12 protein-coding genes and 1 riboswitch are annotated in these 15,094 nt (G+C 70.8%); of the genes, 7 read left to right on the top strand and 5 right to left on the bottom strand.

The window, feature by feature from the left end:
- Nucleotides 1–334 precede the first annotated feature (334 nt).
- The 4 genes from ABZ642_RS07785 (at nucleotide 335) to ABZ642_RS07770 (ending at nucleotide 7,373) form a co-directional block, all read left to right on the top strand.
- Nucleotides 335–2,425 (top strand): translation factor GTPase family protein, encoded by a 2,091-nt coding sequence (locus tag ABZ642_RS07785; RefSeq protein WP_360478778.1) that lies wholly within the window; start codon nucleotides 335–337, stop codon nucleotides 2,423–2,425.
- Between the two features lie 83 nt (nucleotides 2,426–2,508).
- Nucleotides 2,509–4,365: a cellulase family glycosylhydrolase gene (locus tag ABZ642_RS07780; protein ID WP_360478775.1), complete on the top strand. Its 1,857-nt coding sequence runs from the start codon at nucleotides 2,509–2,511 to the stop codon at nucleotides 4,363–4,365.
- A 161-nt stretch (nucleotides 4,366–4,526) separates the two neighbouring features.
- Entirely contained in the window at nucleotides 4,527–5,192 is a 666-nt protein-coding gene (locus tag ABZ642_RS07775) for a TetR/AcrR family transcriptional regulator (protein ID WP_360478772.1), read from the top strand.
- A gap of 201 nt (nucleotides 5,193–5,393) precedes the next feature.
- The gene (locus tag ABZ642_RS07770; protein ID WP_360478769.1) at nucleotides 5,394–7,373 is read left to right on the top strand and encodes a ricin-type beta-trefoil lectin domain protein; all 1,980 of its coding nucleotides are present in this window, start codon (nucleotides 5,394–5,396) and stop codon (nucleotides 7,371–7,373) included.
- Nucleotides 7,374–7,485: 112 nt separating this feature from the next.
- Here the strand turns inward: ABZ642_RS07770 and ABZ642_RS07765 are convergent, their stop codons facing one another.
- Together ABZ642_RS07765 and ctaD are read right to left on the bottom strand one after the other, a co-directional pair.
- Nucleotides 7,486–7,821, bottom strand: coding sequence for a hypothetical protein (locus ABZ642_RS07765; protein WP_360478766.1), 336 nt, complete (start codon nucleotides 7,819–7,821; stop codon nucleotides 7,486–7,488).
- Nucleotides 7,818–9,425: a cytochrome c oxidase subunit I gene (gene ctaD / locus ABZ642_RS07760; RefSeq protein WP_360478764.1), complete on the bottom strand. Its 1,608-nt coding sequence runs from the start codon at nucleotides 9,423–9,425 to the stop codon at nucleotides 7,818–7,820. Before ctaD ends, ABZ642_RS07765 begins: the two co-directional genes overlap by 4 nt.
- Before the next feature lie 105 nt (nucleotides 9,426–9,530).
- Here ctaD and ABZ642_RS07755 point away from each other — a divergent pair, with 105 nt between their 5' ends.
- Both ABZ642_RS07755 and ABZ642_RS07750 read left to right on the top strand, forming a co-directional pair.
- Nucleotides 9,531–10,073, top strand: a complete 543-nt coding sequence (locus tag ABZ642_RS07755; RefSeq protein WP_360478761.1) for a sigma-70 family RNA polymerase sigma factor — start codon at nucleotides 9,531–9,533, stop codon at nucleotides 10,071–10,073.
- On the top strand, nucleotides 10,066–11,043 hold the full coding sequence (locus ABZ642_RS07750) for a CU044_5270 family protein (protein WP_360478758.1): 978 nt from the start codon (nucleotides 10,066–10,068) through the stop codon (nucleotides 11,041–11,043). The genes ABZ642_RS07755 and ABZ642_RS07750 overlap by 8 nt, the downstream gene beginning before the upstream one ends.
- On the opposite strand, the gene ABZ642_RS07745 is transcribed toward ABZ642_RS07750, so the two are convergent.
- Both ABZ642_RS07745 and ABZ642_RS07740 read right to left on the bottom strand, forming a co-directional pair.
- Entirely contained in the window at nucleotides 11,044–11,892 is an 849-nt protein-coding gene (locus tag ABZ642_RS07745) for a bifunctional 5,10-methylenetetrahydrofolate dehydrogenase/5,10-methenyltetrahydrofolate cyclohydrolase (RefSeq protein WP_360478755.1), read from the bottom strand.
- Between the two features lie 26 nt (nucleotides 11,893–11,918).
- Nucleotides 11,919–12,001, bottom strand: a riboswitch (ZMP/ZTP riboswitch).
- Between the two features lie 172 nt (nucleotides 12,002–12,173).
- On the bottom strand, nucleotides 12,174–12,539 hold the full coding sequence (locus tag ABZ642_RS07740) for a nuclear transport factor 2 family protein (protein ID WP_360478752.1): 366 nt from the start codon (nucleotides 12,537–12,539) through the stop codon (nucleotides 12,174–12,176).
- 172 nt (nucleotides 12,540–12,711) lie between these two features.
- Here ABZ642_RS07740 and ABZ642_RS07735 point away from each other — a divergent pair, with 172 nt between their 5' ends.
- Entirely contained in the window at nucleotides 12,712–13,008 is a 297-nt protein-coding gene (locus ABZ642_RS07735; RefSeq protein WP_360478749.1) for a hypothetical protein, read from the top strand.
- A gap of 103 nt (nucleotides 13,009–13,111) precedes the next feature.
- On the opposite strand, the gene ABZ642_RS07730 is transcribed toward ABZ642_RS07735, so the two are convergent.
- Entirely contained in the window at nucleotides 13,112–14,890 is a 1,779-nt protein-coding gene (locus tag ABZ642_RS07730; protein WP_360478746.1) for an ABC transporter ATP-binding protein, read from the bottom strand.
- Nucleotides 14,891–15,094: the final 204 nt, after the last annotated feature.

The following is a 15,094-nucleotide window of genomic DNA, read 5'->3' as shown; positions in this document are numbered from 1 at the left end:
AACTGCGGTCGCCGACCTTGTCGGAGCGGACCGGCGGACCGGCGGACCGGAGGGGCGTCGGGGCGTCGGTGTCCGTCGGCGCCGCCTCCAGGTCGAGGACGCCGTCCACGTTCAGCTCGCCCGACGCGGATCACCCTGCGACCGGGCTCGGGAGGCGGCGAGCACTGCGGCGGGGCTGTCGTTGAACGTTAATCCATTGCCGTCGGGTCAGGTGCCCTGCTGCACTTCTCCCTGACCTGATGACCCGACGGCCCACCGAGAGGACCACCGATGCGCGCTGCGTGCATGTCCGCCCAGGAAGGAATCCCACCCATGCCGAAGGACATCACGCTCAGTGCATCTGCTCAATCTCGGAATTCTCGCGCATGTCGACGCAGGTAAGACCAGTCTGACCGAACGGCTGCTGCACGCGGCCGGGGTCATCGACGAGATCGGCAGTGTCGACGCCGGCAGCACCCGGACCGACACCCTCGCCCTGGAGCGGCAGCGCGGTATCACGATCAAGTCCGCGGTCGTGTCGTTCCCCCTCGACGGGGTGACCGTCAACCTCATCGACACCCCGGGGCACCCGGACTTCATCGCCGAGGTGGAACGGGTCCTCGGGGTGCTGGACGGCGCGGTCCTGGTCGTCTCGGCCGTGGAGGGCGTCCAGGCCCAGACCCGCGTGCTGATGCGGACGCTGCGGCGGCTGCGCATCCCCACTCTGGTCTTCGTCAACAAGATCGACCGGCGCGGCGCCCGGCACGAGGCCGTGCTCGCCCAGCTCGCCCGCAGGCTCGCCGTCCCGCTGGTCCCGATGGGCCGACCGGTCGCGCTCGGCACCCGCGCCGCCCGCTTCGAGCCCGGCCTCGCCCCGGGGGCGGTGGATGTGCTCGCCGACCACGACGACGCGCTGCTCGCCGCCTACCTGGACGGCGGGATCCCCGACGGCCGGCTGCGCGCCGCGCTCGCCGACCAGACCCGGCGGACCCAGGTCCACCCGGTGTACTTCGGCTCCGCCGTGACGGGCGCCGGGGTGCCCGAGCTGATCGCGGGCGTCGAACGGCTGCTCCCCGCCGCCGACGGCGACCCGGCCGGACCGCTCGCGGCCACGGTCTTCAAGGTCGAACGCGGCCCGGCGGGCGAGAAGATCGCCTACGCGCGCATCTTCACCGGCGTCCTGCGGGTCCGCGACCGGATCCCCTTCGGGGACGGCGGCCGGGAGGCGGCGGAGGGTCCGGAATCGCGGGAGGGCCGGGCGGCCGGATCCCGTGCGGGGAACCGGGTGGCCGGCGCCCGCGAGGAGAACCGGGCTGCCGGTGAGTCGCGGGTCGGTCGGCCGGAGGGCCGGATCACCGCGCTGACTGTCGCCGAGCGGGGCGCGGAGCTGCGGCGGGAGAGTGCCGCTGCCGGGCGGATCGTCAAGGTGTGGGGGCTCGGCGGCATCCGCGTCGGCGATGCGCTCGGCGTGCCCGGACGGGGGTACGAGCACCACTTCGCGCCCCCGACCCTGGAGACCGTCGTCGTCCCCGGACCGGCCACCGACCGCCGCGCCCTGCATGTCGCGCTCACCCAGCTCGCCGAGCAGGACCCGCTGATCGACGTCCGGCACGACGAGGTACGGCAGGAGACCTCCGTCTCCCTCTACGGCGAGGTGCAGAAGGAGGTGGTCCAGGCGACCCTCGCCGACGAGTACGGCCTCGACGTCGCCTTCCGGGAGACGACCACCATCTGCGTCGAACGGCTCACGGGCAGCGGAGCCGCCGTCGAGTTCAACAAGAAGGACGGCAACCCCTTCCTGGCGACGGTCGGTCTGCGGGTGGAACCGGCCCCGCCCGGCACCGGCGTCGGCTTCCGCCTCGAGGTGGAGCTGGGCTCGATGCCGTACGCCTTCTTCAAGGCCGTCGAGGACACCGTGCGCGAGACCCTCGGCCAGGGGCTGCGCGGCTGGCGGATCCCCGACTGCACGGTGACCATGACCCATTCCGGTTACTCACCCCGGCAGAGCCATGCCCACCAGGGTTTCGACAAGAGCATGTCGAGCACGGGCTACGACTTCCGGGGGCTGACCCCGCTCGTGCTGATCCAGGCGCTGCGCCGGGCCGGCACCCGGGTGCACGAGCCGATGCACCTGTTCCGGCTGGAGGCCCCGGCGGACACGCTGGGCGCGTTGCTCCCGGTGCTCACCCGGTTCGGCGCGCTGCCCCGGCGGACCAGGACGCAGGGGCCGCTCTGCCTGCTGGAGGGCGCGGTGCCCGCCGGCCGGGTGCACCGGCTGGAGCAGCTGCTGCCGGGGCTCACCCGGGGCGAGGGCGAACTGGAGAGCGCGTTCGACCACTACGCCCCCGTCTCGCACGGAACGGTCCCCGAACGCCCACGAACCGATCACAACCCGCTCAGTCGGAAGGAGTACCTGTTGAACGTGACGGGCCGAGTGGGTGGCTGAGCCCCAAGTGCCAGGCAGGTATTCAACTTACCCATGAGTCAGAAGTATTGACGGTGTCCGGAAATCACCAGACTGTAGTGGACATGACTACTATCCGGGCGCGTTTGATCGTTGTCCTGGTTGTCCTCTGCGGATTCCTCGCGGTGGCGGGCGCTCCGTCCGCCACCGCGGCCACCCCGTCCGACTCCCTCTGGTTCGACGGCACCTCGCTCACCGTGCAGAACGGCCGTTTCGTCGACGGCCAGGGCCGTGAGGTGGTGCTGCGCGGCTACAACGTCTCCGGCGAGACCAAGCTGGAGGAGAACAGCGGCCTGCCGTTCGCCTCCGTCGCCGACGCGAAGAAGTCCGCCACCGCGCTGCGCGCCCTCGGCGGCGGCAACGCCGTGCGCTTCCTGCTCTCCTGGGCGTACGCCGAACCCGCCAAGGGCCAGGTGGACACCGCCTACCTGGCCGCCGCCACCGCGCAGATGCAGGCGTTCCTGGACGCCGGCATCCGCGTCTTTCCCGACTTCCACCAGGACCTGTACTCCCGCTACCTGTTCAACTCGGGCAGCTGGTACACGGGCGACGGCGCCCCCGCATGGGCGGTGGCGCTGGGGAACTACCCGGCCGAGTCCTGCGGCATCTGCCTGTTCTGGGGCCAGAACATCACCCAGAACACGGCCGTCCAGGAGGGCCAGTACGACTTCTGGCACAACAACTACGGCCTCCAGGACGCCTTCCTGGCCACCGCCCAGACCACCATGGCCTACCTGGCCCAGCATCTGACGTCCGACGAGTTCGCGGGCGTCGTCGGCTTCGACCCCTACAACGAGCCGTACGCCGGCTCCTACGACTCCGGTCAGACCTCCCGCACCTGGGAGCAGAACCTGCTGTGGCCCTTCTACCAGAAGTTCCGGGCCCGGATGGACGCGGCCGGCTGGAGCGCCAAGCCGGCCCTGGTCGAGCCGAACCTCTTCTGGAACGCCAACATCAGCACCCAGAAGCAGGAGGGCGGCCTGCTGGACGCCGGCACGCTCGGCTCGCGCTATGTCTTCAACACCCACTTCTACGACCAGAAGGCCATCTCCGGCATCCTGATGTGGGGCAACGCCTCCGACGGCCAGTACAGCACCGACTTCGGCACCGTCCGCGACCGCGCCTCGGCCGCCGGAACCACGGCGGTCGTCAGCGAGTTCGGGCATCCGCTGTCCGGTACCACCGCCGGCAAGGCGCCGACCGTCGACAAGGCCATGTACCAGGCCCTCGACTCCCGCCTCCCCGGGTCCACCTGGTGGACCACTCCGGCATCCTCCGGTCCGGTGCTCTCCGGTACCCAGTGGCAGTGGGACATCTACAACGGCCGCCACCACGAGCTGATGAACGACAACCCCGACAAGGTCCTCACCTCCGGTGACGCCTGGAACGACGAGGATCTCTCGGCCGTCGCCATGAACGACTCCGGCACGGTGACCCTCCGTCAGGACGCCCGGCTCCTCGACCGGATCTACCCGGGCGCCACCTCCGGCTCCACCCTCGCCTTCACCTACGAGGACCGCTCCCGGGACGGCTCCACGACCCTGACCTGGAACCCGGTGCCCAGCTCACTGCCGAACGTGGCCGCGCTGGTGGGCTCCGGCCAGTACGCCGTCCAGGTCTGGCGCTCCGGCAGTGCCACCGCACCCACCGAACTCCACCTCCCGGCCTCCTTCCCGACCGCGTCCACCACGGTCGTCTCGGATCTGGGAACCGTCTACGCACCCCCGTCGTACACGTCCTCGACCCCGGTCGGTGTGGCGGTCGAACCGGGTGGCACGGGCAGCCGCCGACTGCTGCTCAGCGACTCGGACTCCGGCGTGCTGCACTTCGCGCTGGTGACCAACGGGGCGACCTCGCCCGGCTCCACCCTGCTGAACGCGGCCAGGTCGGAACTGGCCGCCTGGGTGGCGGCGAAGTTCTGAGTCATGCCCCGGCCTCCGGGTGCCGTGCGTGCCCGGAGGCCGAAGGCGCAACACCGTTGTGCCAAAAGAGGACTTACCGGCAAGTAAGAAGGGGGCGGTGTACTGAACAAGAGGCGTACACGACAAAATTGGTCATCAGGCGGATGACAGAGGGGGCAATCTTGCCGGGCAGGCTCAAGGCACCGACGGGACGCTACGGCGGCCGGTCCGCCGAGGAACGCAAGGCCGAACGGCGTCGGCGCTTCCTCGACGCGGCACTCCGGCTCTTCGGTGACACCCCGGGATATCGCGCCACGACCGTCGCCGCGCTCAGCCAGGCGGCCGGCCTGTCGACCCGGCAGTTCTACGAGGAGTTCCACACCCTGGAGGACGTGCTCGCCGCGCTGCACCTGGAGGTCAACGGGTGGGCCGAGGAGGCGGTGCGGGACGCGTTCCAGGAGGCGAAGCCGCTGCCGCTGGTGGAGCGGGTGACGGTGCTCTTCCGGGCCTATGCCCGTGACGTCACCTCGGACCCCCGCCGTATCCGGGTCGCCTTCGTCGAGATCATCGGCGTCAGTCCGCGGCTCGAGGAGCAGCGCCTCGCGCGCCGGGCGCGGTGGGTGGAGCTGATATGCGGCGAGGCGAACGCGGCCGTGGCGCGCGGTGACGCGGCGCCGCGGGACTACCGGCTGGCGGCGACGGCCTTCATCGGCAGCGTGAACGGGTTGCTGCACGACTGGAGCGCCGGGTGGGTGGACGCGACGCTGGACGACGTCGTGGAGGAACTGGTGCGGCTGCTGGTCGGGATGCTGCGACCGGAGGACTGGACGTCCGGGGGCGCCCGGTAGCTGTTCGGGCGCGGGTGCACACGCGGGTCGGCGTGAGGTGAACGGCCTTTGGAACGCGGCGAGTTCACCCCTGTCACAGCCGTTGACTTCACCCTCCACCGGCTCTACGGTCGGCGCGACATGTTCGGAAGGCCGATCCGTGTTCGAGATCACGAACATGACGGAGCCGTAGACCCTCGTGCACCCCCGTGGAGGAGCCGCATGTATCCCCCGCCCAGAACGACCGGCAGCGGTCTCGTACGACACCTGTGGGCCACCGCCGTACGGGCGCTCGCCCTGGCCCTGACGGTCGCCGCCGCGCTCGTCCTCGCCGCCCCCGGACCGGCCCGGGCGGCGACGTCCCGGCAGATCTCCGTGCCCACCGCCCCGATGGGCTGGGCCTCCTGGAACAGCTTCGCCGCGAAGATCGACTACGACGTCATCAAGCAGCAGGTCGACGCGTTCGTCGCGGCCGGGCTGCCGGACGCCGGATACAAGTACATCAACATCGACGAGGGCTGGTGGCAGGGCACCCGGGACAGCGCCGGCAACATCACCGTCGACACCGGTGAGTGGCCCGGCGGGATGAGCGCCATCGCCGACTACATCCACAGCAAGGGCCTGAAGGCCGGCATCTACACCGACGCGGGCGCGAACGGCTGCGGCTACTACTACCCGACCGGCCGCCCCGCCGCCGCGAACACCGGCAGCGAGGGCCACTACGACCAGGACATGCTCCAGTTCTCCGAGTGGGGCTTCGACTTCGTGAAGGTCGACTGGTGCGGCGGCGACGCCGAGGGCCTGGACGCCGCCACCGCCTACAAGTCGCTGGGCTCGGCGGTCACCAAGGCCACCGCCGCCACCGGCCGGCCGCTGACCCTGTCCATCTGCAACTGGGGCTACCAGAACCCGTGGAACTGGGCACCGGGCGTCGGCACCATGTGGCGGACCAGCACCGACATCTACTACTACGGCGGCACGGCGTCCCAGGCGAGCGTGCTGTCCAACTTCGACCAGACCCTGCATCCGGCCGCCCAGCACACCGGCTACTACAACGACCCCGACATGCTGACGGTCGGCATGACCGGCCTCACGGCGGCCCAGAACCGCACCCACATGGCCCTCTGGGCGATCTCCGGCGCCCCGCTGCTGGCCGGCAACGACCTCACCACGATGACCAGTGAGACGGCCGCCATCCTCAAGAACTCCGACGTGATCGGCGTCGACCAGGACCCGCGCGGTCTGCAGGGCGTCAAGGTCGCCGAGGACACCACCGGCCTCCAGGTCTACGGCAAGGTGCTCTCCGGAACCGGCAGCCGCGCGGTCGTGCTGCTCAACCGCACCTCCGCCGCCCAGAACATCACCGTCCGCTGGTCCGACCTCGGCCTGACCGGCGCCGCCGCGACCGTGCGCGACCTGTGGGCACAGCAGAACCTCGGCTCCTACGCCACGAGTTACACCGCATCCGTCCCGGCCGGCGGTTCGGTGATGCTCAAGGTGACCGGCGGCACGGAGGCGGCGAGCACCGCCTACAGCGCCACCGCCACCGGCAGGTACACCGGCGTCAGCGCCGCGAGCACCGGCCTGAACGTGGTCGACGTCGCCTACACCAACACCGGCTCCGCCGCCGTCACCGGCACGCTCCAGGTCAACGGGCAGACCGCGACCACGGTCTCCTTCCCGCCGACCGGGTCCTCGCAGGGAACCGTGTCGGTGCAGGTCGACCTGAGCAAGGGGTCCGGCAACTCGCTCACCCTCACCGGGAGTTCGCTGCCGACGCTCGGTTCCGTCACGGTGAGTCCGGTGCCGGGCACCGACGGGACGCTGCTCGTCGGCAAACAGTCCGGCCGGTGCGCCGACGTCTACGGCAACACCATCACCAACGGCACCCAGGCGGAGATCTGGGACTGCAACGGCGGCCAGAACCAGGCCTGGACGTACACCTCCCGCAAGGAACTGGTGGTGTACGGCAACAAGTGCCTGGACGCGTACAACCTGGGCACCACCAACGGCACCAAGGTCGTGATCTGGGACTGCAACGGGCAGAACAACCAGAAGTGGACCGTCAACTCCGACGGGACGATCACGAACGTCAACGCCGGGTTGTGCCTGGACGCGTACAACGCGGCGAGCAGCAACGGGACGTCGCTGGTGCTGTGGACCTGCAACGGCGGGACCAACCAGCAGTGGAGTCAGAGTTGAGCCGGTTGTTCGGGTAGGTCTTCGGGCGCGGGTGGGCTGTGGCTGGTCGCGCACACGCGGCGGTAGCCGCATATCAGATACAGCCCCGCGCCCCCTTGGGGCGGGTCTACGCTCAGGCCGACAGTGAGATCAGGGTCGCCGCCGTCCACAGGGTGCAGGCGAGCAGGAAGCTGGCCATGAGTCGTCGGCGCAGGATCCGGTACCTCTGCTCGTACTCACGCCTCAACTCCTCGCCGCGTTCCGCCGTGCGGCGCCACGTCGCGCGGCTCAGCTCCAGGTACTCGGCGCCGAACTGGCGCTCCAGATCATCCCGTTGGCTGTCCGTCAGCCAGCTCAGACGGTCCGCCGCCCGAGTTGCCGCGGCACGGCACTCCTCGTGCGCCGCCGCCAGCAGCAGATGCCCCTCGATCTGGGCGACCAGTGCCCGTTCCTCCTCCCGCGCCGTCATCGCGTGCTCAACTCCCGCTCCTTCAGCGGCTCCCCGGGATGATGCAGGTCGAACGCCGGCGACTCGCTCCGTATCTGGGGGAGGGACACGAAGTTGTGGCGCGGCGGCGGGCACGACGTCGTCCACTCCAGGGAACGCCCGTACCCCCACGGGTCGTCCACCTCGACCTGCACGCCGTACTTCGCCGTCTTCCACACGTTGTAGAAGAACGGGAGCAGTGACGATCCCAGCAGGAAGGAGAAGATCGTCGAGACCGTGTTGAGGGTGGCGAAGCCCTCCACCGCCAGGTAGTCGGGGATCCGACGCTGCATGCCCTCCGCGCCCAGCCAGTGCTGGACCAGGAACGTGCCGTGGAAGCCGATGAACAGCGTCCAGAAGGTGATCTTGCCGAGCCGTTCGTCGAGCATCTTGCCGGTGAACTTGGGCCACCAGAAGTGGAAGCCGGCGAACATCGCGAAGACGACCGTACCGAAGACCACGTAGTGGAAGTGGGCCACCACGAAGTACGAGTCGGAGACATGGAAGTCGATCGGGGGCGACGCGAGCATCACGCCGGTCAGACCGCCGAAGACGAACGTCACCAGGAAGCCCATGGTCCAGAGCATGGGCGTCTCGAACGACAGCGAGCCCTGCCACATCGTGCCGATCCAGTTGAAGAACTTCACTCCGGTCGGGACCGCGATGAGGAAGGTCATGAAGGAGAAGAAGGGCAGGAGCACCCCTCCCGTGACGTACATGTGGTGCGCCCACACCGTCACCGACAGGCCGGCGATCGCGATGGTCGCGGCCACCAGGCCCAGGTAGCCGAACATCGGCTTGCGGGCGAAGACCGGGATGACCTCGCTGATGATGCCGAAGAACGGCAGGGCGATGATGTAGACCTCGGGGTGGCCGAAGAACCAGAAGAGGTGCTGCCAGAGCAGGGCTCCGCCGTTGGCCGCGTCGAAGACGTGCGCGCCGAACTTGCGGTCCGCCTCCAGCGCGAACAGGGCCGCCGCCAGGACCGGGAAGGCGAGCAGCACCAGGACGGCGGTCAGCAGCACGTTCCACACGAAGATCGGCATCCGGAACATGGTCATGCCGGGCGCGCGCATGCAGATGATCGTGGTGATGAAGTTGACCGCGCCGAGGATCGTGCCGAAGCCGGAGAAGGCCAGGCCCATGATCCACATGTCGGCGCCCACGCCCGGGGTGCGCACCGCGTCCGACAGCGGGGCGTAGGCGAACCAGCCGAAGTCGGCCGCACCCTGCGGGGTGAGGAAACCGCCCACCGCGATGGTCGAGCCGAGCAGGTAGAGCCAGTAGGCCAGCATGTTCAGGCGCGGGAAGGCGACATCGGGCGCACCGATCTGGAGCGGCATGATCCAGTTCGCGAAACCCGCGAACAACGGGGTCGCGAACATCAGCAGCATGATCGTTCCGTGCATCGTGAACGCCTGGTTGAACTGCTCGTTCGACATGATCTGCAGGCCCGGCCGGGCCAGTTCGGCGCGCATGAACAGGGCCATCACGCCACCCACGCAGAAGAACGAGAACGCCGTGACCAGGTACAGCGTGCCGATCGTCTTGTGATCCGTGGTCGTGAGCCACTTGAGGTTCCTCATGCCCCGCCTGTGTCCGGGCGGCGCGCACCGGTCACACTCGACGGATGCGACGAGCGTCACGGAAAGGGGTGTGACGATCGGGAAGGTGCCGGACAAGAACCGAACATGAGCAACGACGAGATCTTCGCCGCTGCCTATCGCGAGCACTACTGGGCGGTCAGCCGTTATGTCGCGCGGCGACTGGACGGGCGGACCAGCGAGGTGGAGGAAGTGGTGGCGGAGGTGTTCACGGTGGCCTGGCGCCGCCGCGCCGACCTCCCGGCGACCCCGCTGCCCTGGCTGTACGGCGTGGCACGCAACTGCCTCGCCAACGCGGTACGCGGATACGGGCGCCGGCGCCGGCTGGTGGACCGGCTGGGCAACGACGAGAGCGCCCACGGACGGCAGACCGTGGCCGGCCCGGACAGCGAACGCCCCGGCTCCTGGGTGCACGAGGCGCTGGGCCGGCTCTCCCCGGCCGACCAGGAGGTGCTGCGGCTGACCGCGTGGGAGGAACTCGGTGTCGACGAGGTGGCGGTCGTCCTGGGCTGCGGCAGCCGGGCCGCCGCGATGCGGCTGCACCGCGCCCGCCGCCGGCTCAGAGCCGAGATCGACCGACTGCGACCCCTTGCCGTCGAGGCTCTTTCCGAGGAACACCGCCATGGCTGACGAACTCGACCTGCTGCGCGCCGCCGACCCGGTACCCGCCGACGGCCCCCACTTCGGCGACGGCCCCCTGGACCACACCGCCGAACGGCACCTCGTCCGGTTGCTGCACGACACTCCGCACCCCTGGCGCCGGACCCGGCCGCGACTGGTGTGGTCGCTCGCCGCGGCCCTCGTCGCCGTGGCAACCGTACTGACCGTGCTGCTCGGCGGTCCCGCCGGCACTCGCGCGGTCGCCGCACCCCGGCCGCTGGCCGTCCGCGCCCACTCCACCCCCGTACCACTCGCCGAGGTCGCGAAGCTGGCCGCCGTCGCGGCCCAGGACGGGTCCCCGGCGCTGCGGCAGGGCACCCACGTGCAGTCCTGGAGCCTCGGCATGAGCGACGGCAAGCCGCCGGTCACGCTGCCGGAGGAGCGGGTGGTGCGCTGGGCCGCGGACGGCAGCCATACCGAGGTGGTCGTGGCGACCGACCCGTCCCACCCCGGCCGCCCGGTCCTCACCGACGACGGCGACCGGTCGCGGCTGGTCGAGGACGGCCATGTGCTCAGCCGGCGCACCTTCCCGCCGATGTGGGGCGACGCCCCGCCGCTCGGCACACCCCCGCACGACCCGGCGGAACTGCGCACCTACCTGACCGAGCTGATCTACAGCCACACCCTCACCACGCCGGAACTCCTGGACGCCACCCGCGAGCTGCTCGACAACTGGACGCTCGGCGCCCGGGAGTCGGCCGCCCTGGCCCGCCTCCTCGCCGACGCCCAGGGGCTGCGCCCGGCCGGCCAGGTCACCGACCGGCTCGGCCGCACCGGGCAGGCATACGTCCACGTCGAGGCCTCGGGCGCCCGGCGGATGCTGATCCTGGACCCGGCCACCGGTGCCGTACTCGGCCTGGAGACCACGTTCACCCGGGACGACCCCGAGTACGGCGTGCGGGCCGGTGACGTCATGGAGTACAGCGCCTGGATGCGCTGATCACACCCCGAGCTGCCGGGCGGCGGCGGTGACCGTCTGCTCCAGCAGCACGGCGATGGTCATCGGGCCGACCCCGCCCGGCACCGGCGTGATCAGCGAGGCCCGTTCGACGGCGGTGTCGAAGTCGACGTCACCGACGTTCCCCTCGTTGTAGCCCGCGTCGAGCACGACCGCGCCCGGCTTGATGTCCTGGCCCCGGATCAGCCGGGGACGGCCGACGGCGGCGACCACGATGTCGGCCTCGCGAACGGCCGCCGACAGGTCGGCGGTACGGGAGTGGCAGTAGGTGACGGTGGCGTCGCGGGCGAGCAGCAGCATGCCGGCCGGCTTGCCCAGGATCGCGCTGCGGCCGACGACCACGGCCCGCTTCCCGGCGGGGTCGACGTCGTACGCGTCGAGCAGCCGCAGGATGCCGCCGGGTGTGCAGGAGACGAAGCCCGGCAGGCCGAAGCTCATCGTCGCGAACGACGCGAAGGTCACGCCGTCTACGTCCTTCTCCGGCGCGATCGCCTCGAACGCGGCCCGCTCGTCGATGTGTTCGCCGACCGGGTGCTGGAGCAGGATGCCGTGCACCGCCGGGTCGGCCGACAACTCCCGCAGCGTGCCGACGAGTTCCTCGGTGGTCGTGGTGGCGGGCAGCGCCACGTGCCGGGAGGCGATGCCGGCCTTGCGGCTGCGGTTCTGCTTCATCCGGACGTAGGTGACGGAGGCCGGGTCCTCGCCGACCAGCACGGTCGCCAGACACGGTGTGGTGCCGGTGCGTGCGGTGAACTCGGCGGCCCGCAGCGCGGTCTGTTCGACGATCCGGCGGGCGACGGCGGTTCCGTCCATGAGACGGGCATGGGTCATGCGGCACACTCCTGAGCTGGTCAGACCTTGATCGCCCAGGCGCACGGCATCGACAGTGCGGGCCGCTCCACGGTGGTGCTCCACCTCAGCGCCAGTCACGGCCCGCGCCCAGCGTAACCGAGACCCTCAGCGTTTCCCACGACGGTGCGCCGCTCGCAGGGCCGTCCGCAACAGCACGACGGACGTACGCGGACGCGTGCGGCGGCGGTGCCCGAGCCCCGCTCGTGCCGAGAAGGTCCAGGTCAGCCGGGCGCTGACCTGGACCCGCGCGGTCCTTCCGGCTACTCGTCCCATGCCTGGATCATGATCTGCTCGGCGATCTTGCCGTCGCGCAGCGTGATCATCGACTCGGCGAGCACCCGGACACCGTCCGCGTACTCGCAGGACTCGCTGTAGGCGGCCTGGTCGCCCTGCACGATGCACTGGTCCAGCTTGTGCGTCATGTCCCGGCTGTAGACGTCGTCCAGCATCGCGGCTATGTCCCTGCGGCCGTGCAGGACCTTGGGGTGGCTGGGCTGGGCGGTGCGGTCGACGATACGGATCTCCGCGTCGTCCGCGTAGAGCGCCAGCAGGGTGTTCCCGGTGTTCCCCTCTACGGCCCGGCGCAGTGTGGCGGTGTCGAACGTGGAGCCTGTCGCGGTGCCCATGATGACCTCCTGCGGGAGCCCGCGACCCGATGCGGAGCGGGCCGCGACAGCCCCACCTTCGAGCCTCCTCCGCCCCGGCGGGCTCGGCAAGCGCAGGCCGGGCGCTCCGCCTGACGGGTGAGGGGGACCGGCTGCCCGTGTCCGGCCCGGCGCCCGGGCCGTTGCTGGAGACATGATCTCAACACGACGCATCGTCGCCGCCGTCGGCCTCGCCGTCGGGGTCACCGGCCTCGCCGCCCCGCTGGCGAACGCGGCCGACGCGAGCGCACAGAACCCCGGGAAGCTCACCGCGCTCGGCGTGCTCGACTCGGTCTCCCGCATCGGCATCCCGGCGGAGTACCAGGACCAGATCCCCAAGGTCTCGGAGCAGGTGCAGGGGCTGAACGGAGTCCACAAGCTGAGCGAACTGCACCAGCTCACCGACCTGGCCGCGCCCGCCATGGGGCTGGTGCCGGGCATCGAGTACTGACCCACGCCCCACCCCGAGGGCCGTCCCGGACAAGGGGCGGCCCTCGTCGTACTCGGTGCTCGGCGGTCGACTACCGCGTGCCCGGTGCCCAGGAACCGCGTGCTCAGTGCTCGGCGGCCAGGAACTGCGTCGCCGCCAGCTCCGCGTACAGCGGATCCGCGGCCACCAGTTCCCGGTGCGTGCCCACCGCGCGGACCCGGCCCGTGTCCATCACCACGATCCGGTCGGCCATCGTCACCGTCGACAGGCGGTGCGCGACCACCAGCACCGTGGTCGACCGTGCCACGTCGGCGACGGTGTCCCTGAGGGCCGCCTCGTTCACCGCGTCCAGCTGTGAGGTCGCCTCGTCCAGGAGCAGCAGCCGGGGCCGGCGCAGCAACGCCCGTGCGATCGCGACCCGTTGCCGCTCGCCGCCGGACAGCTTGGTCCCGCGGTGCCCGACCAGCGTCTCCAGGCCCTGCGGCAGCCGCGCCACCAGACCGTCCAGCCGGGTCGTCTTCAGCACCCGTGTCACCGCGTCCTCGCCCGCCTCCGGATTGCCGAGCAGCAGATTGTCCTTCAACGACCCGGACAGCACGGGGGCGTCCTGCTCGACGTATCCGATGGCCGAGCGCAGCAGGGGCAGTTCCCAGTCGGCGAGCGGGCGGCCGTCGAGGGTGATGGAACCGGACTCCGGGTCGTAGAACCGCTCGATCAGGGAGAAGACGGTGGTCTTGCCCGCGCCGGACGGGCCGACGAACGCCGTCATGCCCCGTGCGGGTATCGCGAAGTCGACCCCGTGGTGGACGTACGGCAGGTCGTCGGCGTAGCGGAACCGCACGTCGGTGAAGGTGACGGCGGCCGGTTCGGCGCCGGCGGACGGCAACTCGGCGGGTTCGGACGGCGGTTCGGCGGGCAGTCGGAGCGCCTCCTGGATCCGGGCGAGCGCGCCGGCGCCGGTCTGGTACTGCGTGACCGCGCCGACGACCTGCTGGATCGGCGACATCAGGTAGAAGACATAGAGCAGGAACGCCACCAGCGTGCCGATGCCGATCGCGCCGGTCGCCACCCGCGCCCCGCCCACCGCCAGGACCGTGATGAACGCCAGCTGCATCGCGAGCCCCGCCGTGTTGCCCGCGGCGGCGGCCCACTTGGCGGCCCGCACGCTCTGCCGCCAGGACTCCTCGGCGGCCTCGTGCAGCGCACGCTCCTCGCGGTGCTCGGCGCCCGACGCCTTCACGGTGCGCAGCGCGCCCAGCACCCGCTCCAGCGAGGCTCCCATCACCCCGACCGCGTCCTGCGCCCGCCGGCTCGCCCGGTTGATGCGCGGCACGATCGTGCCCAGCACCATGCCCGCCCCGGCGATCACCGCGAGCGTGACACCCAGCAGTACGGGGTCGACCACCCCCATCATCACGACGGTGGCGACCAGGGTGAGCCCGCCGGTGCCGAGCGCGACCAGCGAGTCCGTGGTGACCTCGCGCAGCAGGGTGGTGTCCGAGGTGATCCGCGCCATCAGGTCACCGGGTTCGGTGCGGTCCACGGCGGTGATCCGCAGCCGTAGCAGGTACGACGACAGGGTGCGCCGGGCCCCCAGCACCACCGACTCGGCGGTGCGCCGCAGCACGTACGAACCCAGGGCGCCCACCACGGTGTTGGTGACCACCAGACCCGCCATCACGAGCAACTTCCCGCTGATGGAACGGTCGTGGGAGAGGTCCTCGATCAACCCCCGCGCCACCAGCGGCAGCAGCAGTCCGGTCGCCCCGGTCAGCAGCGAGAGCACCGCACCCGCCAACAGGGCCCAACGGTGCGGTCGTACGTAGGACAGGAGCAGCCGGAACGCGGACGGACCGGTAGGGTCTGCCGTCCGTCGCGGCGGAACTGCGTCTGCGGTGGTCACGGTGCTCCTCGGCCGAGCGGTGGGCGGCGCACCAAGGCTACGTCGGCCCGCTCCGCCCCCAGGGCCCGGACGCCGTGCTCGGCGAGGATCACCCGGGCGTGCTCGGCGCTCGGTCGGTCTCGGCCGGTCCCGGTCCCCTTACCCCCGGGTGGCATATGGGGCGCCGTGGAGCAGGGGTACGCCCAGGGGTATGCGGCGCACGCC

The sequence above is a fragment of the Streptomyces sp. NPDC007157 genome (assembly GCF_040634235.1).
Taxonomy (GTDB): Bacteria; Actinomycetota; Actinomycetes; order Streptomycetales; family Streptomycetaceae; genus Streptomyces.
The sequence above is the reverse complement of the archived record's forward strand: the minus strand, read 5'-3'. Positions and strand labels throughout refer to the sequence as shown.